This window comes from Streptomyces sp. NPDC001700 (assembly GCF_053596435.1).
Genome location: NZ_JBSFGE010000018.1, coordinates 99,970 through 122,883, shown reverse-complemented (window position 1 = coordinate 122,883; position 22,914 = coordinate 99,970). Strand labels below are relative to the sequence as shown.

Below are 22,914 nucleotides of genomic sequence, written 5' to 3'. Positions count from 1 at the left end.
CCCCTCGATCAAGCCACCGCCTACGTGTCCGCCGTGACCGGCGCCTGCCACAGGGCGACGACGACATCGATCAGACCGTTCGCCGTCTCCCGCCAACTGGCCCTGGGCGTCGGCGCGTTGTCCGCGAGCGCACGCTCCCGCTCGGCGGACATCTGCGTGATCAGGTGAAGTGTCATGGCGGAGCGCTCGGCGTGCACCTCGGCCGGAAGGTCGGGCAGACAGCGCGCCGTGCCCTCCCGTAGCTTCAGCATCGACGGCGACCCGGCCGCGAACTCCTCGACCGTGATCGCGCGCAGTGCCGGGTCGGCCGTGACCTGGGCGATGAACCGGGCGTACCAGCTGGGGGCGCCCAGGGTCTCCAGATGCCCGGTGACCGGGCGGACCGCGCAGGCCACCCAGTCCCGCAGATCGGTGGAGTCGCCGATGTCGGCCATCATGCGCAGCCGCTCGGCATCCATCTTCTCGGCGTGCCTGCGGGCGATGGCGCGCACCAGGTCGGTCTTGGCGCCGAAGTGGTAGCTGACCGCGGCGTTGTTGCCCTGCCCGGCGGCCAGGCTGATCTGGCGGTTGGCGACCGCGTGCACACCGTGTTCGGCGAACAGCCGCTCCGCCGCGTCCAGGAGCGCTTCGCGTGTCGCGCTGACCTGCTCGTCCCGCCGCACCCTGCCGGGCATCGCCACCACCACTTCGGGACATCACGCTGGTCCACGGGAGCCCGTCCCCCAGGCCACCGCGGATCCTCGGCCGGGTCGGCGAGGTCGGACGGGGAAAGCGTACGCAATCACCCGCCCGACCCGGACGATCGTCACCCCATACGCCCTTCCGTCACACGGCGGCCCAGCCGTCGTCCACCGGGAGGACGGCGCCGTTGACGAAGGACGCGGCGTCGGAGGCCAGGAAGACGATGGCGGCGGCCTGCTCCTCCGACGACCCGTACCGGCCCATGATGGCGGCGCTCAGCTGGCTGACCAGGGCGGGCCCGTGGGCCTCCTGGGCGGCGTCCACCCGCATGCCGGTCAGGGTGGGGCCGGGGGCGATGGCGTTGGCGCGGATGCCCTGCCCCCGGTACATGACGGCCAGGTTCTTCACCAGGCCGACGATGCCGTGCTTGGAGGCGGTGTAGGCGGCGCCCGCCGTGCTGCCGCGCAGGCTCGCCTCGGACGCGGTGAAGACGATCGACCCGCGCCCGGCGGCCCGCATGTGCGGCAGCACCGCGCGGGTCAGCAGGAACGGCGCCGTCAGGTTGATCCGGATGACCCGCTCCCATTCGGCGTCCTCGGTCTCGCCGAGCGCGGACATCCGGTCCATGATCCCGGCGTTGTTCACCAGGACGTCCACGCCACCGAACGCGTCGACGGCCCGCTCGGCCACCTCGTCCACCACGCGCTGGTCGCTCAGGTCGCCGACGACCGCCACGGCGGCTCCCCCGGCGGCCTCGATCTCCGCCACGGTCTCCTCGGTGCCCGCCTGGTCGACGTCCGCGACCAGCACCTTCGCGCCTTCCCGCACGAACTTCAGGGCCGTGGCCCGGCCGATTCCGGACGCGGCGCCGGTGACGATGACGCCGCGCCCCTCAAGACCCGTACCGCTCATGTGACGGCCCCTTCCCTCTGTGTCATGTCTTCAGCTGCCATACGGTGCCCTCGCCATTGGCCGCGAGGAGCAGAGAGCCGTCCGGGGCGGTGGCGAGCCCGGCGAACGGGCGCGGAGCGCCGACCATGCCGTGGGCGAAGAGCGCGGGCGCGGTGCGGGGAGCGGTGCCCGGGGGCTGTCCGACCGGCAGGTCTTCGGCCTCGGTCCGGCGCTCCCCCGTGCTCAGCGAGATCGCGGTGAGCCTGCGCGGCCCGGTCTCGACGGTGAACAGCGTGTCGCCGAGGATCGCAAGACCCTGGGGCACGCCGAGCCCGTCCGCGACCACTGCCGTCGTCCCGTCTTCGCCGATCCGGAGGACGGCCCCGAGCCCGTCGTCGCTCACGTGGCACCGCCCCTGGGCGTCGAAGGCCACGTCCACCGGGTGGCCGAGCCCTTCGGCGAGGACGGTGATGGTGTCGCCGTCCTCGCTGTCGCCTATGCACACGATTCGGCCCGCGCCCGCCTCCGCGACGACGAGCGAGCCGTCCGGGCCCACGGCGATGCCGACCGGCTCGCTCAGACCCGTCGCCCGCTGGCGCGTCGTCCGCTGCTCGGGGTCGTGGGTGTGCACGTCGCCGTACTGGGAGGTGAAGTGCACGAGCCCGTGTGCGATGGTCACGCCGTGGACGAAGGGCATCAGGGTCAGCGAGGTGACACCACCCTCGCCGCCCTCGCCATCCGCCCCGCCCGACCCGTTCGCCACGTCTACGGCGACCGGGTCGCCCTCGTCGGTGAGCGCCGGGCTCGCCAGCCGGTAGTGGTCGGCCACGTACACCGTGCCGCCGAGGTCGACCGTCACACCGTACGGGCCGTCGAGGCCACGGGGGACGATCTCGCGGGTGCGGCCGTCGGGGTGCAGTTCGGTGATGCCGCCGCTGGCGTAGCTGGAGACGAACATGCGGTTCTCCGCGTCGAACGCCGCGTTGTCCAGCCCCACCAGGCCGCTGGTGACCAGCGTGCGGGAGCCGGATCCTTCCAGGTCGATCCGGGTGACGATGCCTTCCACTCCGCGCGAGAGGACGTGCAGCACCCCGCCCTGGTCGAAGCGGACCGCGACCGGCTGGTGCACGTTCTCGGCGACCACCTCGGGCACACCGCCGTCCGGCGGGATCCGCCAGACCTGGTCCGTCATCATGTGCGGGTAGTACAGGTGGCCGTCCGGGCCGAGCTGCATGGCGTTGCCGAGGGCGAGCCCTTCGGTGAGCACCACGGGCTCGCCACCGTCCGGGAACAGCTCCAGCAGCCGTCCGTCCGGCCGCATCTCGTTGACGAAGAGCCGGTCGCCGACACAGGTGATGCCGTTGACCACCTTCACCTCGTCCGAGACCACGGTGTACGTGCCCTCCGGGGTGCGCCGCCATACGCGGCCCGGGATGAGGTCGGCGATGTACATCGACCCGTCCGCCCCGAAAGCGAGGTCGTCCGGCGACTGCACCGGGCCGTCCATCGGCACGATCACCTCGACGTCCCCGGTGGCCGGGTCGACTGCGCTGATCTGCCCGGCGAGGTACTGGGCGACGTACAGCCGCCCGTCCGGGCCGAAGGCGACGCCGTTCGAACCCCACAGCGGGCTCGGGGGGTTGAGACGCCGTGCGTGCGGGCGTGAGCCGGTGGCGGACACCCGCACGCGGTCGCCGTACCGGTTGTGGCGTGGTGTGGTCACGCGTCCTCCGCCTCCACCAGTACGTCGTCCATGCCGCCGTTCGCGCGCCAGTGCCGGAGCAGGTCGTGGAAGGCGACGGGCCCGTCGGCGTACGCGTTGCGCTTCTGCGGCCTGCCCTCGTTGTTGTAGTAGCCCGGGGTGCACTCCGCCTGGAACGCGAGCAGGTCGGGCGCGTTCTCCGCGAGGGCGTCCAGCCACGCGTCCTGCGCCTCGGGGGTGGGTTCGACGTACCGGGCGCCGCGCTTGCGGGCCTCGGCGACCATCTCGGCCACGTGCTGGGCCTGTTCGTCCAGGACGTGGACGAAGTTCACGGACGACGCGTTCTGCAACGGGCCCAGCTGGAAGAGGTTGGGGAAGCCGTGGGTGGAGAAGCCGTGGAGCGTTCTCGGGCCGTTCACCCAGGCCTCGAAGAGCGGGACGCCGCCTCTGCCGTACACCGGGAGCTGACCGGAGAGGATCCCGGACACCCCTACCTCGAAGCCGGTCGCGAAGATGACGCAGTCCACCTCGTACGCGGTGTCGCCGACCACGACGGAGGTTTCCGTCATCCGCTGCACGCCGTGGGTGTCCGCCGTGTCGATGAGGGTGACGTCCGGCCGGTTGAAGGCCTGGAGGTAGCTGTCGCTGAAGGTGGGCCGCTTGCACATATAGCGGTACCAGGGCTTGAGCTTCTCGGCCGTGGCCGGGTCCTCGATGACGTTCTCCACGCGGGCGCGGATCTCGTTCATCTTCTGGAAGTCGGCGATCTCGTACAGCCGCTCCCGGTCCTCCGGCGGGACGTCCGCGTACGCGTTGGTCGGGATCAGCTTCTCCTGGAGCCGGGCGCTGCTGGTCCAGGAGTCGTTCACCAGGTCCTGATCCGTGCGCACGCCGGTGACGACCCTGAGGAAGTTCTCCATGCGGCGCCGCTGCCAGCCCGGCCGGAGCGATGCGGCCCACGCGGGGTCGGTGGGGCGGTTGTCGCGCAGGTCGACGGAGGAGGGGGTGCGCTGGAAGACGTACAGGTGTCCGGCGGCCGCGGCGAGGTGGGGCACGACCTGGATGGCGGTGGCGCCGGTGCCGATGAGCGCGACGCGCTTGCCCGCCAGCTTGTCGAGTCCGCCGTCCGCGTCGCCGCCCGTGTAGTCGTAGTCCCAGCGGCTGGTGTGGAAGGTGTGGCCCCGGTAGCTCTCGATGCCGGGGATGCCGGGGAGTTTGGCCTGGCTCAGGGTCCCGGTGGAGGTGATCACGTAGCGGGCCCGCATGCGGTCGCCACGGTCGGTGCCGACGATCCACTCCATCTGGTCGTCGTCCCAGCGCAGTTCGCTCACCTGGGTCTGGAAGCAGGCGTCGGCGTAGAGGCCGAAGTGGCGCGCGATGGCCCGCGCGTGCTGCCGGATCTCCTCCCCGGGCGCGTAGCGCCACTTCGGGACGTAGCCGACCTCCTCCAGCAGCGGCATGTAGATGTACGACTCGATGTCGCAGTGGATGCCCGGGTAGCGGTTCCAGTACCAGGTGCCGCCGAAGTCCCCGCCCTTGTCGATCACCCGGATCGACTCCACGCCCGCCTGCCGAAGCCGGGCGGCGGCGAGCAGGCCGCCGAATCCGCCACCGACGATCACCGCGTCCACCCGGTCGTGCAGCGGCTCTCGCGTGAACTCGGGGTCGGCGTAGGGGTCGTCGGCGTAGTAGCCGAACTCGCCTCCGGTGCCACGGTATTGGGCGCTGCCGTCGGGGCGGATGCGGCGCTCGCGCTCGGCGCGGTAGCGGGCCCGTAAGGCCTCGGGGTCGAACCCGAGGTCCTGCGGCGGACCGGGCGGGGTGGCGGGGGTGTGCGGGGCGGACATCGGCGTCCCCTTTCCGGGAGTCGGACGCCGAAAATCTATCACCCAAAAATTTAGTGGTCGGCGGGCGGCGGCGCCAGCATCCGGGCGAACGTCTGGGCGACCGCGGCGATGTCCACCGTCGGGTCGTGCATCCACTGGGTCTGCAGGCCGTCCATCACCGCCAGCACCGCCCTGGCCAGGTGCTCGGCCGGTTCGTCGGCGCGGATCTCACCGGTCCGCTGCCCCTCCTCGAAGTCCTGCGTGACCTCGTCCACCAGGTCCCGGTAGCGCTCGGCGAAGTGGCCGCGCACGGGGCTCTCCGGGTCGGTGGCCGCCGCCGACAGCGTGACGTAGAGCTTGGCCAGCCCGGGGTGGTCGGTGATGAGGCGGGCGCCCGCCACCATGCCCTCGGCCACGGTCTCGCCGTCTCCGGCGTCCCGGGCGAACGCCTTGCCCAGCACATCCCGCCGCTCCAGGACGGCGAGGAGCAGGTCGTCGCGGGTGGGGAAGTAGTACGTCAGCGCGGGCTGGGTCACCCCGACCCGGGCGGCGATGTCCTGCAGGGAGGCCCGCTCGCCGTGCTCGTCGATGGCCTCGTAGGCGGCCTGGAGGATCTGTTCCCGTCGCTCCGCGCTCTTGCGGTACGGGCCCCGTGGCTTTCGCTGGTTCGTCACTCGCCAGACCGTACTGGACCCCGGGCCGACGCCTCGCCGTGTGCCTTCATCACCAGCTTGTTGAGCACCCACAGCCCGACCCCGATGGCCAGCAGCACGCCCGCCCTGATGTACACGTGTGCGGGCCGGTCGGCCAGCGGACTGGCCAGCACCAGGGCCGTGATCGCGCCCAGCACGGGCAGCGGGGTGGGGGTGCGGAAGTGGCGGTGTTCGACGTGGTCGCGGCGGAGCACGAGCACGGCGACGTTGACGATGACGAACACGCACAGGAGCAGGAACGCCGTGGTGTCGCCGAGCCCGGCGATCTCCCCGGTGGACACCAGACCGATGGCGAGGAGGGAGACGAACACGATCCCGACGACCGGGGTACGGCGCCCGGCGAGCACGCGGCCCATGGCGCGCGGCAGGATGCGTTCGTTCGCCATGCCGTAGCAGAGGCGGGACGCCATCATGATGTTGATCAGCGCCGAGTTGGTGACCGCGAACAAGGCGATCAGCGCGAACAGCTTCGGCGGAAAGTCCAGCCCGCCGACCTCCACCACCTCCAGCAGCGGCCCGCTCGACCCCTCCAGCACCCGGTAGTCCACCAGCAGGGACGACACCAGGGCGACGAGGACGTAGAGGGTGCCGGTGACGGCGACGCCGATGAAGATGGCGCGCGGGAAGGTGCGCCGGGGGTCCTTGGTCTCCTCGGCCATGTTGACGGAGTCCTCGAAGCCGACGAAGGCGAAGAACCCGAGGGCCGTCGCCCCCAGCACGCTGGTGAGCAGCGCGTAACCCGTGCCCTCCGCCCGGAACTCACCCAGCCGGGACGGATCCCCCTCCCCGCCCAGCACCGCCCAGGCCCCCGTCACGAGGATGACGAGCAGTCCGGTCAGCTCGACCAGCGTGAGCACCACATTGGTCTTCACGGACTCCGACACACCCCGCAGATTGAGAGCGGCCAGGGCCAGGATGAAGAGGATCGCCACGAGCGTGGGCGGGAGCGCGTCCGTGAACTCGGCCAGATAGTCCCCACTGAACGCCCGCGCCGCCGCACTCGCCGACGACAGCCCCGAGCACATGACCATGAAGGCGACGATGAACGTCACGAACGGCACCCCGAACGCCTTCTGCGTATACAGCGCCGCCCCCGCCGCCTGCGGATACTTCCCCACCAGCTCGACATACGAGGCCGCCGTCAGGATGGCCACCACGAACCCGATGACAAACGGCAACCACAGCGCCCCGCCGACCTTCCCCGCGACCTGCCCGGTGGTGGCGTAGATCCCGGTCCCGAGGATGTCGCCGATGACGAAGAGGATCAGCAGCTTGGGCCCAATGGCCCGCCGCAGCGGAGTGCCATCCCCGCCGTCCGGCACATCGGTGGCATCGCTTGCGGCTGCGGGCACGACGACTCCCCTGGGGCGTTCTGCGCTGAATAAGGCGATTCCTTCCCGGCGCGCCATTAGATGATGCCCCGTCGTACTGCAACCAGAGCCACTCCGGCCGAAAGAGTGACGATCATCGTCAATCACGGCGCGCTCGGTGTGGTGGGTTCGGGCAGGGTGCGGAACAGCAGCCAGCTGAGGGCGGGCATCAGGATCAGTGGGGTCAGGGCCGTCCGCAGGGAGGTCGCGTGGGCGAGGCTGCCGAGGAGCGGGGTGATCAGGCCGCCGATGCTGACGGTCAGTCCGAGGGTGATTCCGCTGGCGGTTCCGGTGCGGGTGGGCAGGTAGTCCTGGCCGAGGGTGACCTGCAGGGAGAAGGGGACGTACAGGCCGACGGAGGTCAGCGCCACGAACGCGTAGAGCGCCGGGCCGGGTACCCACACGATCCCCGCGACGGCCGCGACCGCGACCAGGTACGACCAGCGGGCGACGGTGACCCGGTCCCAGCGGTCGGCCAGGCGGCCGCCCAGTACGGAGCCCACCGCGCCGCCGAGGTAGAGGACGAACAGCGCCACGGTGCCCGCCGCCGTGCTGCCGCCCGGGCGCGCTTGCGCGTACAGCGAGATGAAGGTGCTCAGGCCGATGAAGACGATGGACCGGCAGACCACGGCCAGCGACAGCTTCACGAACGAGGCGATGTCATCGGCGCCCGCCGCCACCGCGCTGCCCGCGCCGCCGCGCACGGGAGTGTTCAGGGCGCGCAGGACCGGCAGGCACAGCAGGCTGCCGACCAGCGCCGGTACGACGAGCAGTGGCGACAGCCGCAGACCGCCGGTGGCGACGACGGCGGCGACCATGAGCGGCGCGGTGGCGAAGCCGAGGTTGCCGCCGAGGGAGAACCAGGCCATCGCGCTGTGGCTGCCCGCGCTGACGCGCCGCGCGACGCGGGCGGACTCGGGGTGGTACGCGGCGACGCCGACACCGGACACCGCCACGAACGCCAGTGTCCAGGCGTACGAACCGCTCAGCCCGCTCAGCGCGATGCCGAGCCCGCCGAGGACCGTACTCACCGGCAGCAGCCACGGCATCGCCCAGCGGTCGGTGAGCGCGCCGAACACCGGCTGCGCCACCGAGGACAGCAGTGACGCGGCAAGCACGATCCCCGACACCGCGGCGTAGCCGTACGCGCGTTCGGCGACGAAGAACGGGACGAGCGACGCCACGGCTCCTTGGTAGATGTCCACGCAGCCATGGCCGATCGACAGCAGGATGATTGCTCTGTTCCTGGGCACATCGCCATGGTCGTCACCGCACACCCTGTCGTGCTTCCGATAAACTGCCAGGTGATGCCGGAAATCCGCCATGAGCCGGTGGCGCCGACCCGCACCCAGTGGCTGGCGCCCGGCGGCGCCATCGACGCCCACCGCCACGACGACCACCAGATCGTCTACGCGGGGCGGGGAGTGCTGGCCGTGACGACCGGCACCGGCACCTGGATCGCACCGGCCACGCGCGCCATCTGGGTACCGGCCGGTACCGTGCACGCCCACCAGGCCCACGGCGAACTCGCACTGCACCTGGTCGGGCTGGACGCGAGCGACAATCCGCTCGGCCTGGACGAGCCGACCGTCCTCGCGGTCGGCCCCCTCCTCCGCGAGCTGATCCTCGCCTACACCCGCACCCCGGACGACGGCAGCCCCGAACGGGGGCGGCTGCGGGCCGTATTGCTCGACCAGCTGCGGGCCTCACCCCAGCAGCCGCTGCACCTGCCGACCCCCACCGCCCCGCAGCTGAGGGCGGTGTGCGAGATCCTGCGCGCCGATCCGGCCGACCACCGCACCCTGGCCGCGCTGGGCAGGGAGGTCGGCGCCAGCGACCGCACCCTCTCCCGCCACTTCAAGGCCGACCTCGGCATGACCTTCCCGCAGTGGCGTACCCAACTGCGCCTGTACCACGCGTTGGTGCTGCTCGCCGAGCACATCCCGGTGACCACTGTGGCCCACCGCTGCGGCTGGTCGTCCGCCAGCGCGTTCATCGATGTGTTCCGCCGTACGTTCGGACACACTCCGGGCACCCATCGGCCGCCGCCTAACTCATGAGGATGCGGTTAGCTGGTGAGGATGACCAGTTGGCGTGTCGCCCGGGTCATCGCCACGTAGCGGTCGACCGCTCCCTCGATGCCCTCGCCGAACCGCTCCGGGTCCACGAGCACGACCAGATCGAATTCGAGCCCCTTCGACAGTTCCGGGGCCAGCGACCGGACCCGGGACGTGGCGCGGAAGGAGGGGTCACCGATGACGCAGGCGGTGCCGTCGGCGTGTGCGGCGAGCCAGGTGTCGAGGATCGCGCTCAGATCGGCCACTGAACCGTGGACGACGGGGACGCCACTGCCACGGATGGACGTCGGCACGTTGGCGTCCGGGAGCGCGGCCCGGATCACCGGCTCGGCCTCCGCCATGATCTCCTCCGGCGTGCGGTAGTTGACGCTCAGGGAGGCCAGGGTGACCCGGTCGAGCCCGGCCCGCTCCAGCCGTTCCCGCCACGACTCCGTGAACCCGTGCCGGGCCTGGGCCCGGTCCCCGACGATGGTGAAGCTCCGCGACGGGCAGCGCAGCAGCAGCATCTGCCACTCCGCGTCGGTCAACTCCTGCGCCTCGTCCACGACGATGTGCGCGAACGGACCGGCGAGCACGTCCGGGTCGGCGGTGGGCAGCGCGCTCTCGTCGATCAGGCGCTCCCGCAGATCCTGCCCGCGCAGCATCGTCACCGCGCCTTCGCCGTCGTCGTCGGCCGCGAGCACGTTGTCGATGACGTCGGCCATGCGCTGGCGTTCGGCGGCGACGGCGGCCTTGTGCCGACGCTGCCGCCGGGCCGCCTCCGGGTCGCCGAGCCGCTGCCGCGCCGCGTCCAGCAGCGGCAGGTCGGACACGGTCCAGGCCTGGGGGGCCTCCTTGCGCCGCAGCTTCCGTACGTCCTCGGGGCCGAGCCGGGGAGCACACATCCGCAGATAGGCGGGCACCGACCACAGGTCCCCGACGAGGTCGGCCGCTTCGATCAGCGGCCACGCCCGGTTGAGGGCCCCGACCAGTTCCTCGTCGTGGAGCAGCGACCTGCGGAAGAGGTCGGGCGAGACGTCTCCGTCGAGCTTGTCCAGCAGGATCGTGACCAGCTCCTCCCAGATCTGCTCGCGCGCCTCGTTGTGCGGTGTGCCCGGCTCCGGCGCGTCGAACGCCTCGGCCCAGTCGTCGGCGCTCAGCCAGATGTCGGCCCAGTCGGTCGAGACCGTCATGCCTTCGGCGGGCGGCTCCTCGTAGAACCGGACGGCCTTCTCGATCGCCGCCACCATGTCCGCCGACGACTTCAGACGGGCCACCTCCGGGTCGGCCTCGACCGCCGCCCCGGCCCCCTCGGCGACGAGATCCCGCAGCGTGCAGATCCGCACGCCCTCCTCCCCGAGGCTGGGCAGGACATCGGACACGTAGGCCAGGTAGGGCTGGTGCGGGCCGACGAACAGCACACCGCCCCGGCGGTGGCCGAGCCGGGGGTCGGAGTAGAGGAGGTAGGCGGCGCGGTGCAGGGCGACGACGGTCTTCCCCGTACCCGGGCCGCCGTCCACGACGAGGGCGCCGCGCGATCCCGCGCGGATGATGGCGTCCTGGTCGGCCTGGATGGTGCCGAGCACGTCGCGCATCCGCGGCGACCGGGTGTCGCCCAGGCTGGCGATGAACGCGGACTGGTCGTCGAGCGCGGCGTGCCCGGCGAACCCGTCCGCGGTGAACACCTCGTCCCAGTAGTCGCTGATCCGGCCGAGGGTCCATCGGTACCTGCGGCGGCTGGCCAGACCCATCGGGTGGGCGTGGGTGGCCCCGAAGAACGGCTCGGCCGCGGGGGAACGCCAGTCGAGCAGCAGTCGGCGGCCCGCGCTGTCCTTGAGGCCGAGCCGTCCGACGTACACGGGCTCGCCGCCGTCCGCGCCGACCATGTGTCCGAGGCACAGGTCCAGGCCGAAGCGGCGCAGTGCGCGCAGCCGGGCGGTCAGCCGGTAGATCTCCGCGTCCCGGTCCATCGCCTGCCTGCCGACGCCACCGGGTGCCTTGCGCGCGGCGTCGAGGTGGTCGGACAGCTCGGCGATCGACTGCTCCAGGCACTCCGCGATGGCCGCGAAGTGCCGCTCATCACCGGCGATCAGCGCCGGGTCGGCCTTGGGGGAAAGGCGGTCGGGAAGACCGAACGCGCTGGTGGGTCCGCTCGACCCCGTCTCCGACAACAACATACGCACGTCACGACTCCGTTTTCGCAGGTCCGTCCTGGCTCAGGCCGGAGATTCTGCGGCACGGTGGGGGCCTTGCCGCAAGGCCCCTGGTGCGCTATAGCTTAAGAGTGGCGGGGAGTGCGTGCGGTTGATCAGACGGTCCCGCAGCCCCCATGCCGCCCGATCGCTCATCCTTCCTCGCATTGGTCCTGCGCAGACACCCCCGAGTACGACAGAATTGAGCAGAGTGTCGTCACAAGGGGGGCTTGGTGCGGATCGACGTAGCGGTGAGTGGCGGCGAGGAGGAGCTGCGATCGCTCCACGACTGGCTGGGCCGGGACCCCGGGATACGCCGCACCGCCCGAGTGGAGCTGGTGCAAGCCCCGCCGTCGCCGGGCCAGATGGGCGTGCTCACCGATGTGCTGCAGCTGGTCACCGACAACGCCTGGAGCGCCGCGTCCTTCGTACTGGCGCTGTCCACCTGGCGGCAGACGCGACCGCAGGCCCATCGGATCACCGTGCGCCGCGGTGACCTCACGGTTTCCCTCGACGGTGGCGACGGGGAGGAGCTGCGGCGGCTGATGGACGTACTGCAGGGCCCGCCCGATCCCGGACCGGAGGGGGACGGGGAGGACGCGGAAGGGGAACGGGACCGGGATACGGACGCGGGGGACGGGCGATAGCCGTGGCCGTCCTGCCCGACCCGGCCACCACCCGCGCGGTACTCATCGGCACCAGCCGGTATGCCCAGCTGGAACAGATCCCGGCGGTGGCCGACAACCTGAGCGCGCTGGCCACGGCCTTATGCGCCCCGCATTCATGGGGGCTGGCACCCGAGCACTGCACGGTGGTCGCCGACCCCGCCACAGCGGTGGAAGTCCTGGACGCCGTGCGGACGGCGGCCGAGGAAGCCACGGACACACTGCTGGTGTACTTCGCCGGACACGGCCTCGTGGAGCCGCGCCGAGGCGAGCTGTTCCTCGGGCTGACCGGGTCGGTGCCGCACCGCTCCTACACCGGACTCCCCTACGGCACGCTGCGCGATGTCGTGCTCGACGGGCGGTCCGGCCGCCAAGTGATGCTGCTCGACTGCTGCTTCAGCGGGCGCGTGCTCGGCTTCATGAGCGCGCCGGGCACCGACGCGGTGATCGACCAGGTGGAAGTCGAGGGCACGTATCTGCTGGCCTCCGTCCCCGACACCAGCTTCGCCCTCGCCCCACCGGGTGAGCCGCATACGGCCTTCACCGGTGAGCTGCTGCGGCTGCTGCGCGACGGGGCGCCGGGCGGGCCGGAGCTGCTGGACCTGGACACGGTCTACGCACAGGTCTACACGGCGCTGCGGGCGAAGGGGCGCCCCCTGCCGCAGAAGCGCGACCGCAATACGGCGGGCGGGCTGGCCCTGGCCCGCAACGTGGCCTGGACACCGCCCGGTTACGGACCGCCACCGCCCCCGTACGACCACAAGCCGGAGCCCGCGCCCCAGCCGCCACCCGCCTGGTCGCCGACGCCTCCGCCGTCACCCGGCGGTGTCTCCCGCCCAGGCCTCCGCCGGACGGTCCGTTTCGGAGTGGCGGGGGCGCTCGCCGTTGCCCTGATCGCTGCGGGCATCCCGCTGGTGATGTCCTGGATGAAGGACTCCGACGCCTCAACGGACAAGTCCGGGCAGCCCACGTCCGGCTACAACTCCGCGCTGAAGGACAGGGTCAACGCGTCGAAGAAGCGTGGCGGCACGCTGAAATTCATCAGCGCCAACGACGCGGACTCCTGGGACCCGCAGAGCAGCTATTACGGCCCCGTCTGGAACTTCTCCCGCTACTACGCCCGCCAACTGGTCACCTACGCACCCGAATCCGGAAAGAAGGGGACCGAACTGGTCGGGGATCTCGCCGAGAAGCGGGCCGAGGTGACCGAAGGCGGCAAGACGTACACCTACACCCTGCGCGACGGCATTACCTGGGAGGACGGCACGGCGATCACCTCCGAGGACGTCAAATACGGCATCGAGCGGGTCTGGGCCCCGGACGTGATTGTCGGCGGCCCGATCTATCTACAGCAGGTGCTGGATCCCGAGCACACCTACAAGGGACCGTACAAGGACAAGGTGGGCCTGAAGGCCATTGAGACCCCGGACAGAAAGACCATCGTCTTCAAACTGCCCAAGCCCAATGGCGACTTCGAGCGGATGCTCGCGACGCCGACCGCCTCGCCCGTCAAGAGGGATAAGGACACCAAAGACAAGTATCGGAACCGTCCGTTTTCCTCCGGTCCCTACAAGTTCAAGTCCTACACACCGAACAAGTCGCTGGAACTGGAACGCAATACGCGGTGGAAGCAGTCGTCCGACCCGATCCGTACCGCCCTCCCCGACCGGATCACGGTGCAGATCAATAAGAATGAGCAGGCGAACGCGCAGGCCCTGCTCTCGGGAACATACCATCTCGACCTGGAATCCCACGGACTCACCGACGCTGCCCTCTCCAAAGCCCGGAGCAGATCCGAGCAGCTGGACAACCCGTCCACCGGAGTAGTCCTGTTCGCGGCCCTTCCGCGCTCCGTCAAGCCCCTGAACAACGTCCACTGCCGTAGGGCCGTCCTCTACGCGGCGGACAGGGCGAACATGCGCACCGCGGCGGGCGGCCCGCAGAGCGGCGATATCGCGCCCCATATGCTTCCGCCGACCATCGCGGGCTCTTCCCCCTCCTACGACCCGTACGAGACCCAGGAGGACAAGGGCAAGCCGAATACCACTGCGGCGAATCAGGAGTTGGCTGCGTGCGGACTGTGGGAGGGGTTCACCACCACGATCGCGGTGCGTGACCAACCCGTCGACGTGGATGTCGCCACAGCCCTCTCGGAATCGCTGAAGACGGTCGGTATCCGTACCCAGATCGAGCGGATGCCTCGCACCGACTTCTACGAGGCGACAGGCTCGCCCGCGACCGTGAAGAAGAAGGGCTACGGCATCGTCATCCGGAGATGGTCCGCCGACTTCCCGACCGGTCAGAGCGCTCTGCAGCCGCTCGCCGACAGCCGTCTCATCCAGCCTTCCCAAAATGTCAATGTCGCGGAGCTGGACGATCCCACGGTCGACGACCTCTTCGACTCGGCGATCGCGGAACAGGACCCGAAGAAGGCCGCGAGCGACTACGCACGGATCAACGAAAAGATCTCCGATGCCGCCGCGTATCTGCCCATCCTGTTCCAGCGGAGCGCGATCTGGCGCGACCCCCGGCTGACCAACGTCTACACCAGCGAGCCATGGGAAGGCCGCTACGACTACGCCTCGCTGGGTGTCGCCAAATAAGCCCCCCGCGCGGGCGGCCGGAACTCCTTATGCTGGCCGCATGATCAACCTACCGCTCTCCGCGCTGGAAGTCGCCATGGTCCAGACTGGTACGCGGGCCGTGGACACGTTACGTGACACCACCGCCTTCGCCCAGCGTCTCGACGCCCTCGGCTACCGGCGGCTCTGGTACGCCGAACACCACCACTCCCCCGCCATCGGCGCGTTCCCGCCGGTCGTCCTGACCGCGCACGCCGCCGCGTCGACGTCGGCCATCCGGCTGGGCTCCGGGGGTGTGCTCGCCCCCAACCACTCGCCCCTCATACTGGCCGAACAGTTCGGCACCCTGGCCGCGCTGCACCCCGACCGGATCGATCTGGGCATCGGCCGCGGTCCCGGTACGTTCGACGAGGCCACCGCCCGGGCGCTGCGGCACGGTGCCGGGCCGACGACGGACGACGCGTACCGGGACGACGTGGCGGCGACGCTGCGGTTCCTGGTGGACGAGGTGGCGCTCGGCACGCTGCCGGAACCGTGGCTGCTGGCCTCCAGCACCGCTGGTGCCGCGCTCGCCGCGGAACTCGGCCTGCCGCTCGCCTTCGCCCACCACATCCGCCCCGACAACACCCTTGCCGCGCTGGGCCATTACCGTGCCCACTTCGCCCCCTCCCAGTGGTGTGCGCGGCCCCGTGTGCTGGTGTGCGTGGAGACGGTCTGCGCCGAGACGCAGGAGGAGGCGGAACGGCTCGGCGGCCCGATGAACGTCGTCAAGGCCGGGCTCCTCAAGGGCCACAGCGAGGTCCCGTTCCCCTCCCCCACGGAGGCGGCCGCGCACCCCTTCACGGCGGACGAACGCCAGGCGCTGGCGGCCTTTCTCGCCCATCAGGCGCACGGCTCCCCGAGACCGTGATACGCCGCCTGACGGAGGTGGCGGAGGTGACCGGAGCGGACGAACTGATGCTGGTCACCCCCGTCTACGCCCTGACGGCCCGCCTGCGCTCGTACGAACTCGTCATGGGGCACGCCACCGCGCCGGGCTACTCCGCCCCGGGCTCGAAGTCCTCCACGAAGTAGCTGTCGTGCCGGACGCGGAACTGCTTGAGTTCCTCGGCACCGCGCTGTGACATCTCCGCCAGGCGCTCGAAGTACTCCTCTCGTGGCGCGCCCGGGGAAAAGAGCAGCAGCATGGACGTGGGCTCGTCGGACGCGTTCTTGAAGGCGTGCAGGCCTCCGACCGGTACGTACAGGAAGTCGCCCTCGCGGCCCGTGACCCACTTCTCGCCGTTGAACAGCTCCAGTTCGCCGGAGAGGACGTAGAACGACTCCGACATCGCCTTGTGGAAGTGGGTCGCGGGTCCACCGGCCCGTGGCCCCATCTCCACCTTGTACAGGCCGAATTCGCCACCGGTCGACGCGCCGGTGGCGAGGTAGTGCGTGGCCCCTCCGGGCGAGGAGAGGTCCGGCGGTGTGTCGGCCGGGCGGAACACCGCGTTCACTTCGCCCCTGGTGCCGTGGTAGCGGGGCTCCGGGTATGAGAAGTCTTCCGGGTACGACATGATGCGCTCCTCTCGGCTGGTCTCCACCGAATGGTGGCTCCTGCCTGGGAAAGGTGGCATCGGGCGCACGGATGATCTTGGGTCCGTCCCGGCTGAGGGCTGGGGACCTAGTACTTCCATGCTAGGCGGCCCCCCACAGGCCCGCCACGCGGCCGCTAGGTGGTGCGGCAGGAGCCGATGAAGTCGAGGAGGGTGTCGACGCGCTCGCTGCGCGGGGTGTCGACGGCTCGGTTGATGACCTTGATCAGGTGGTCGTAGGCGTCGGTGTGGTCGTAGGAGGCGGTGTCCGCGATTTTCAGGGCCCAGCGCCAGTAGCCGCGGATGGTGTCGGAGAGGGGCATCCGGAAGCCCGCGACGACCTCGCGGACCGGCTCGACCACGGCGTCGCCGTAGGCGCGCAGGTAGTACGTGACCACGTCGGCCATGAAGGTGAAGTGGCGGGCCTCGTCGCGGCTCAGCCGGGTCAGGACGTGGGCGAGCACCGGGTCGTCCACCACCGCGCGCAGCTGCTGGTAGTAGATCTGGGTGGCCTTCTCCTGGATGAGGGCGTACGCGAAGAACTGCACGGGGTGCTCGTACGGCAGCTCGAAACGGGCCTGGCCGGGGAGGATGAGCTGTGCGCGCACCGAGGCCGCGTCGCCCATGCCGGAGGCCTCCTGGTAGCGGGTGAGGGCGCGGGCGTGGGTGTCCTCCTCGGAGGCCCAGCGGATGGTGAAGTGGTACAGCTCGCGGTTGTGCGCGTAGACATCGGGCGGCACCGAGCCGTCGACGGGGAAGTGCTCGGTGTAGAGCGAGAAGTAGCCCGGCAGGTGGTCCTCGATGAGGGTGATGAACTCGACCGCGGAGCGCTGCCCTTCGGAGAGCCGGTTCGCGTCGGCGAGGTCCCAGTCCAGGCCGGATTCGACGCTCCACGGGCGGGCCTGGGCGGCGCCGGTGAAGTACTGGCCGACGGCGCGGGCGATATCCTCGGCGGGCAGTACGCGCGCGTCGGCGCAGGCGGTGCTGGTGGCGGGCATGGTGTCCTTCCTCGCGCAAGGTGCCGTCAGCGCGACTTGCGGCATACCAGGGCGTAGTGCTTGGTGGTGTATCCCCAGCCTGCGTTGGCGGTCTCCAGGTACCGCAACAGCTGTTCGGTCAGGCCCGCGCCGTGCTCCTCCAGGGCCGGGGAGGCGGCGCGTACGTTCGCCATCCAGCACTCGATGGTGCGGTGGTAGTCGGCGGTGAGGTCGTGCACCGCGCGGATGGACAGGCCCGCTCCCTCGGCGGCGGCGACGAGTTCGGACAGCGGGCGCAGATCGCCGGAGCCGAAGATGCCGTGGCGGATGAAGTCGGTGCCGGGGCGTTCGTCGAACGCGCGGCGGATGGCCTCGCTGCGGAAGCAGCTCTCGGAGAGGTAGAGCGTTCCGCCGCGCCGCAGTGCGCGGCGGATGGTGGCGAACACCTCGTCCAAGCCGTCCATGTGCACGACGGAACCGAGCAGGGTGACGGCGTCGAACCCGCCGGGCTCGGGCTCGTACCGCTCGAAGGACGTGGTCTCGGTGTGCACCAGGTCGCCGAGGCCACGGGCCGCGACCCGCTCGCGGATGTACGCGTGCTGGCGGGGCGCCGGGCTGATGCCCACCGTCCGGCAGCCGTACTCCTCCGCCATGAACAGCGGCAGGGCGCCCCAGCCGCAGCCCGCGTCCAGGATGCGTTCGCCACCGGTCAGCCCGAGCTGTTCGGCGACCCAGGCCAGCTTGCGCCGCTGGGCCCGCTCCAGGGTGTCGTCGTCGGAGGCGAACAGCGCGGAGGAGTACTTGCGCAGCGGGTCGAGGAACCGCGCGAAGATCTCGGGGTCGAGGTCGTAGTGCTGGTTGGTGGCGGCGCGCTGCTGAGTGGCGGCGCGCTGCTCGGTGGCGGCGACGGTCACGCCCGCTCCCGCGCGGTCGCCTTCTCGACCAGCGCCACGACCTCGCCGATGGTGTTGACGCCGAAGATCTCGTCGTCCTCCAGCTCGATGTCGAAGGTCTGCTCGATCTTGGCGATGATGCGCACGACCTTGATGGAGTCGGCGCCCTCGACGCCCCGCAGATCGGCGTCGGGGCTCAGCCCGTCCACGGGGCGGCCGAGGATCTCGGCGACGACCTCGGTCACCGTGCGGGTGATGTCGGCGGACGGGACGGCGGTGCTGCTGGTCATGTCATGCCTCCACGGCGTGCTGGTGCGGTTGGTAGTGCGCGGTGGCGGTGGCCACCGGGGCGCCGTGCTCGTCGAGCACGTCGGCGCGGGCGGTGATCAGTCCGTTGGTGGCCTCGGTGGCCTCGGCCGTGCACCGGTAGCGGTGGCCGACGGCGACGACGCCGAGGTAGCGCATCCGCATCGAGGTGGTCAGCGCCGGGCCCCCGAGCCGCAGGACGACGAGGTTGCCCATCGTCTCGTCGCAGATGAGGCCGAGGATCCCGCCGTGCACGACGCCCGGGTAGGACTCGTAGTGGTGGTCCAGTACGAAGGTGGTGCCGAGCCGGTGGTCCGCGGTCTGCTCGAAGGTGAGGGCCAGCCCCCGGGGGTTGGCCGGTGCCGGTGCGCAGCCGAAGCAGTGGTGGTCGGCGCGGCCTGCCCACGGCAGCCGTACGGCGTCGGCGTCGGCCTCCCGCGCGGGCGCGCTCATCGGCTCATCCCAGCGCCGTCGCGATGGCGCGCCGCACGGCGCGGTTGGAGGAGAGGTCGTGGCCGGTGAGCGAGGAGAAGGTACGGCGGATCTTCCCCTGGAGCGCGTCCAGTTCGCCCTGGTCGGCCACCGTGTCGAGGAAGAGTTCGAAGCCGGTGTCGATGGTCTCGGTGTCGCTGAGTTCGGCGAGTCCGGACTTGAACACCCCGACCGGGTGCTTGATGCGGTCGTCGGCGGTGTAGAAGTACAGCGTCTCCAGGACCGACGCCAGCTCCTGCGGATGCTGTTCGAGGCGCTTGGCCGCGAAGTGGCGGAACTCCTTGGCGTGTCCGGCCTCGTCGCGGCTGGCGCGCAGCAGCAGATCCTTCAGCGCGGGCTCTTCGACCCAGGCGGAGACGGCCCGGTAGACGTGGTTGACGGTCAGCTCGGAGATGATGTTGGTGGCGAGCGTCGCGGACGGGGTCGAGCCCGGGTCGTACGGCGCGCGCATCGCGGCCACCGCCCGGTTGTCCACGTGTTCGCCGACCGCCTGCAGCCACGAGGTGAAGGCGAAGTGGTGCTGGACCTCCTGGTAGCCCCAGATCACCGCGAACGCCGAGAAGTCGTAGTCGTCGGCGAACTCGTTGAGGAAGCCGTGCACCGCGGCGATGACATTGGATTCGCCCATCACGGCGGCCTTCACCAGGGTGATGTACTCCGGCTTGACCAGGGAGCGGTCCACGTCGCCGAGCGGCAGTTCCGCCAGCCGCCAATGGCTTTTGTCGTAGTGCCGGAAGACTCCGAGACTGTGCATCCGGTCCATGTCCGGCGCGTGAATGGTCATGAATTCGCCTTCGCGATGAGATGGTCCCGCATGCCGAGTCGCTGGAGTTTTCCGCTGGTGGTGCGGGGGATGGACCGTGCGGCCACGAGTTGGACATTCAGCTGGGGCAGACCGAGTACCGAGGTGCAGCGGGCGAGGATTTCGCCGGAGAGCCGGTCCCTTTCCGCCGCGTCGGTCAGCCGGGTTTCGGCGCACAGCACGATCTGTTCGTGTTCGCTGTCCTCGGTGAGCGCGAACGCGACACAGCGCCCCTTGTAGACGCCGGGCACCGTGCGGGCGACGGATTCGATGTCGAGCGGATAGATATTGGCCCCGCGGACGGTGATCATTTCCTTGGAGCGGCCGGTGAAGTACAGCTCGCCGTCGCGCCGGTAGCCGAGGTCGCCGGTGCGCAGCCAGCCGTCGGCGGTGAACGGGTCGTCCAGGCCGCCGAGGTAGCCGCTGGTCACGGAGGAGCCCCGGACCTGGATCTCGCCGACCCGGCCGTCCGGCAGCGCCCTCGCGGTATCCGTATCCGGGGACGCCGTATCCGTAGCAGGGGACGCCGTATCCGTATCCGGGGACACCACGCGGAAGCTCATCCCGGGCGCTGCCTGGCCGAGGGCCACGATGCCGCGTGCGCCGGGGGCGCCCTCGGCGCGCGGCACCGCCGTCCGGTCGTCGGCGAGGGCGGCGCGGTCGACCCAGTCGACCAACGGCCCCCGGTCCAGCGGCGGGAGGGTGATCAGCAGGGTGGCCTCGGCCATCCCGAAGGCCGGGGTCATCGCGGCGGGCCGGAACCCGGCCGGGGCGAAGTGGCCGAGGAAGTCCCGTACGGACGCGGCGGAGATGGACTCGGCGCCGTTGAACGCCACCCGCCAGCGCGACATGTCCAGGGACGCCACCTCCTCGGCCGGGACGGCCTCCACGAGGTGGTCGAAGCCGAAGTTCGGCATCGCGTTGATCGTGGAGGGCGTACGGAGGAACTCCTTCAGCCAGCGACCCGGGTTGCGGACGAAGGCGGTCGGGGACCAGACAGTGACCGGAAGCCCGTTGAACAGGCCGGTGAGCGTGCCGAACAGGCCCATGTCGTGGAAGAGCGGCAGCCAGCAACCCCAGCCGTCGCCGGGTCCGATGGCGATCGCCGAGGTGATCGAGTCGGCGCAGGAGAGCACATTGGCGTGGCTGAGGACGACGCCCTTCGGGGCGAAGGTGCTGCCCGAGGTGAATTGGATGACGGCCGGGTGTCCGGTGCCCGGCGGCGGCAGCGGGCCGGGGCCGCCCGTGGCGATGAGTTCGGCCGCGTCGTGGACGCGGGGGCCGGTGAGGTGGTCGGTCACGGCGCGCATCGCCGGGACCGTCACCACATGGCTCAGCCCGGCCGTGTCCATGATCCGCTGGGTGCGCCGCAGATAGCCCTCGATGTCGCGCAGGACGATCGGCAGCGGCAGCGGGCAGGCCGCGGCGCCGATCCGGGCCGAGGCGAGCACGCCTTGGAGGAACGCGGCCCCGTTCGGGCAGAGGACGCCGATCGTGTCGCCCTCGGTGGCGCCGTCGGCGAGCAGCGCTGCGGCCATACGCCGGGAGGAGTCGGCCAGCTCGGCGTAGGTCAGGCGTTCGTTCTCGCTGGGGAAGGAGAGGGTCTGGCCGGGGTTGCGGGCGGCGGCCTCGTCGAACGCCGCGGCCAGGCCGGGGAACCCGTCAAACGTCACTGCGATCACCTCGTGTCGTGGCGGGGTGCGTACCGGACCGCAGCACCCGCAGCAGCGTGGGCGGGGCGAGCAGCGCGGTCGGGGGGAGGGTGAGGTTGGCGACGCGCATGAAGGTGCGGGCGACCGCCGGGTCCCGGTGCGCGGCCACCTGGGCGCGGGCGGCGTACGCGCTGACGAGGCGGGAGCGCGGGGTGCGCGGCCCGACGACGCCGGGGTAGCGCAGATCGGAACCGGTGGACATCTGCCAGGCGATGTCCACCAAGGCGGCGACCTCGCGGTAGAAGCGGGCCGGGCCGAGCCCGTCGGCGCCGTCGGCGCGCAGCCGGTCGCGGAGGACGAGGGCCTGCTGCGCGGCGACGGTCATGCCCTGTGCGTAGAGCGGATTGAAGCTGCTGACGGAGTCGCCGAGGACGAGGAACCCGGCGGGCGGGGCGGCGATACGGTCGTACCGGCGGCGCAGCGAGCCACGGAAGCGGTGCGGCACCGGGTCGTCCAGCGGCTCCGCGTCCCGGACGATGTCGTGGACGTCGCTCACCGGGAGGGTGGCGGCGAACGCCTCGAACCCGGCGTGGTCGGTGGGCGGATGGTCGCCGAGCATCCCGGCGAGGGTGACGTGCCAGCGGTCGCCCTCCAGGGTGATCGCGCCGCCGCCGCGCCGGCCGGGCATGGTGGAGACGACGACGGCGAGGTCCCCGTCGAGATGGCCCGGGCGGCGGCGGTAGGTACGGGAGGCGTAGCCGAGGTCGACGTCGACGCGCTCTTCGGCGGGGCGTTCATGGCCGAGTGCGGCGAGCCAGTCGGGCGCCCGGGAGGCGCGTCCGGTGGCGTCCACGACCAGGTCGGCGCGGAGGATGTCGACCTGGTCGGGGTCGGGGAGCGCGGCGCTGTCTTCCGTGTCGGGAACCGCGTCGTCGGCGGTGGACGTGGCGGGCGGCGCGAGGCGGACGCCGGTGATCCGGCCGGGCTGCCGTCCCCCGTCCGCTCCCGCCTGACCGGTCGGGTCCTCGGCCACCAGGCCGGTCGCGGTGCGGCCGGTCAGCAGATGGACGCCGGGGAGGCGGACCGTCCGCTCCCGGATGGCGCCCTCCAGCATGGGCCTGCTGGCGAGCAGCGTGGTCAGCCCGGTGGAGGCGGGGTGCACCCGCAGTCCGGAGAGGTACCAGCGCGACTCGCGCAGCACCTCGGTGGTGGGCGCCCCGGCCGCCGCGAGCTGCCCGGTCAGCCCCGGGTACAGCTCCTCCAGGATCTGGCGGCCGCGCTCCATCAGCCCGTGCAGATGCCTGCTCTGCGGGGCGCCTCGGCGCCAGCCGGTGCCGGGGCTGTCGTCGCGTTCGATGAGCACGACGCGGTCGAAGGAGTCCGCGAGCACCCGGGCGGCCAGCAGCCCGGCGATGCTCGCGCCGATGACCACCGCACGGCGTTCCGACATGCTCGGCCCCTTTCTCGTCCTCAGTTCTGGGGTGGGGGGCGGAAACAAATCTCGCCGGATGGGGCGCGGAGAAGCAATGCGTTCGGGGG

The 22,914-nt window shown here is 71.0% G+C and carries 19 protein-coding genes and 1 pseudogene; 4 read left to right on the top strand and 16 right to left on the bottom strand.

Annotation, left to right across the window (positions count from 1 at the left end; translation table 11 throughout):
- Positions 1-20: 20 nt before the first annotated feature.
- The 7 genes from ACWC5C_RS29475 to ACWC5C_RS29445 form a co-directional block, all read right to left on the bottom strand.
- Positions 21-674 (bottom strand): TetR family transcriptional regulator, encoded by a 654-nt coding sequence (locus tag ACWC5C_RS29475; RefSeq protein WP_450880254.1) that lies wholly within the window; start codon positions 672-674, stop codon positions 21-23.
- Positions 675-825: 151 nt separating this feature from the next.
- Positions 826-1,593: an SDR family NAD(P)-dependent oxidoreductase gene (locus tag ACWC5C_RS29470; protein WP_450880252.1), complete on the bottom strand. Its 768-nt coding sequence runs from the start codon at positions 1,591-1,593 to the stop codon at positions 826-828.
- Positions 1,594-1,615: 22 nt separating this feature from the next.
- Complete coding sequence (locus tag ACWC5C_RS29465) at positions 1,616-3,295, bottom strand: hypothetical protein (protein WP_450880250.1); 1,680 nt, start codon at positions 3,293-3,295, stop codon at positions 1,616-1,618.
- Positions 3,292-5,121, bottom strand: coding sequence for a flavin-containing monooxygenase (locus tag ACWC5C_RS29460; RefSeq protein ID WP_450880248.1), 1,830 nt, complete (start codon positions 5,119-5,121; stop codon positions 3,292-3,294). The genes ACWC5C_RS29465 and ACWC5C_RS29460 overlap by 4 nt, the downstream gene beginning before the upstream one ends.
- Before the next feature lie 50 nt (positions 5,122-5,171).
- The gene (locus tag ACWC5C_RS29455) at positions 5,172-5,774 is read right to left on the bottom strand and encodes a TetR/AcrR family transcriptional regulator (RefSeq protein WP_450880246.1); all 603 of its coding nucleotides are present in this window, start codon (positions 5,772-5,774) and stop codon (positions 5,172-5,174) included.
- Entirely contained in the window at positions 5,771-7,165 is a 1,395-nt protein-coding gene (locus ACWC5C_RS29450; RefSeq protein ID WP_450880244.1) for an APC family permease, read from the bottom strand. The genes ACWC5C_RS29455 and ACWC5C_RS29450 overlap by 4 nt, the downstream gene beginning before the upstream one ends.
- Before the next feature lie 122 nt (positions 7,166-7,287).
- Complete coding sequence (locus ACWC5C_RS29445; protein ID WP_450880242.1) at positions 7,288-8,436, bottom strand: MFS transporter; 1,149 nt, start codon at positions 8,434-8,436, stop codon at positions 7,288-7,290.
- Between the two features lie 54 nt (positions 8,437-8,490).
- On the opposite strand from ACWC5C_RS29445, the gene ACWC5C_RS29440 reads away from it, so the two are divergent.
- The gene (locus ACWC5C_RS29440; protein ID WP_450880240.1) at positions 8,491-9,243 is read left to right on the top strand and encodes an AraC family transcriptional regulator; all 753 of its coding nucleotides are present in this window, start codon (positions 8,491-8,493) and stop codon (positions 9,241-9,243) included.
- An 8-nt stretch (positions 9,244-9,251) separates the two neighbouring features.
- Here ACWC5C_RS29440 and helR read toward each other — a convergent pair whose 3' ends face one another.
- Positions 9,252-11,417 (bottom strand): RNA polymerase recycling motor ATPase HelR, encoded by a 2,166-nt coding sequence (helR, locus tag ACWC5C_RS29435; RefSeq protein WP_450880310.1) that lies wholly within the window; start codon positions 11,415-11,417, stop codon positions 9,252-9,254.
- 248 nt (positions 11,418-11,665) lie between these two features.
- Here helR and ACWC5C_RS29430 point away from each other — a divergent pair, with 248 nt between their 5' ends.
- The 3 genes and pseudogenes from ACWC5C_RS29430 (at position 11,666) to ACWC5C_RS29420 (ending at position 15,753) form a co-directional block, all read left to right on the top strand.
- Positions 11,666-12,079 (top strand): effector-associated constant component EACC1, encoded by a 414-nt coding sequence (locus tag ACWC5C_RS29430; RefSeq protein WP_450880238.1) that lies wholly within the window; start codon positions 11,666-11,668, stop codon positions 12,077-12,079.
- A 2-nt stretch (positions 12,080-12,081) separates the two neighbouring features.
- Positions 12,082-14,700 carry a caspase, EACC1-associated type gene (locus tag ACWC5C_RS29425; RefSeq protein WP_450880236.1) on the top strand — a complete coding sequence of 873 codons (2,619 nt, stop codon included), beginning with the start codon at positions 12,082-12,084 and terminating at the stop codon, positions 14,698-14,700.
- Positions 14,701-14,740: 40 nt separating this feature from the next.
- Positions 14,741-15,753: pseudogene (locus tag ACWC5C_RS29420) on the top strand (MsnO8 family LLM class oxidoreductase).
- Here ACWC5C_RS29420 and ACWC5C_RS29415 read toward each other — a convergent pair.
- From ACWC5C_RS29415 to ACWC5C_RS29380, 8 genes are all read right to left on the bottom strand, one after another.
- Positions 15,717-16,235, bottom strand: coding sequence for a cupin domain-containing protein (locus ACWC5C_RS29415; RefSeq protein WP_450880234.1), 519 nt, complete (start codon positions 16,233-16,235; stop codon positions 15,717-15,719). The pseudogene ACWC5C_RS29420 and the gene ACWC5C_RS29415 sit on opposite strands and share 37 nt — an antisense overlap.
- 155 nt (positions 16,236-16,390) lie before the next feature.
- Positions 16,391-17,251 (bottom strand): acyl-ACP desaturase, encoded by an 861-nt coding sequence (locus tag ACWC5C_RS29410; protein ID WP_450880232.1) that lies wholly within the window; start codon positions 17,249-17,251, stop codon positions 16,391-16,393.
- Between the two features lie 26 nt (positions 17,252-17,277).
- Complete coding sequence (locus ACWC5C_RS29405) at positions 17,278-18,144, bottom strand: SAM-dependent methyltransferase (RefSeq protein ID WP_450880231.1); 867 nt, start codon at positions 18,142-18,144, stop codon at positions 17,278-17,280.
- Positions 18,141-18,413, bottom strand: coding sequence for an acyl carrier protein (locus ACWC5C_RS29400; RefSeq protein ID WP_385437383.1), 273 nt, complete (start codon positions 18,411-18,413; stop codon positions 18,141-18,143). Before ACWC5C_RS29400 ends, ACWC5C_RS29405 begins: the two co-directional genes overlap by 4 nt.
- 1 nt (position 18,414) lies before the next feature.
- Positions 18,415-18,882 carry a PaaI family thioesterase gene (locus ACWC5C_RS29395; protein WP_450880229.1) on the bottom strand — a complete coding sequence of 156 codons (468 nt, stop codon included), beginning with the start codon at positions 18,880-18,882 and terminating at the stop codon, positions 18,415-18,417.
- 4 nt (positions 18,883-18,886) lie between these two features.
- Entirely contained in the window at positions 18,887-19,705 is an 819-nt protein-coding gene (locus tag ACWC5C_RS29390; protein WP_450880227.1) for a ferritin-like domain-containing protein, read from the bottom strand.
- Positions 19,702-21,396 carry an AMP-binding protein gene (locus ACWC5C_RS29385; protein ID WP_450880225.1) on the bottom strand — a complete coding sequence of 565 codons (1,695 nt, stop codon included), beginning with the start codon at positions 21,394-21,396 and terminating at the stop codon, positions 19,702-19,704. The genes ACWC5C_RS29390 and ACWC5C_RS29385 overlap by 4 nt, the downstream gene beginning before the upstream one ends.
- Positions 21,386-22,825, bottom strand: coding sequence for an NAD(P)/FAD-dependent oxidoreductase (locus ACWC5C_RS29380; protein ID WP_450880223.1), 1,440 nt, complete (start codon positions 22,823-22,825; stop codon positions 21,386-21,388). The genes ACWC5C_RS29385 and ACWC5C_RS29380 overlap by 11 nt, the downstream gene beginning before the upstream one ends.
- Between the last annotated feature and the right edge of the window lie 89 nt (positions 22,826-22,914).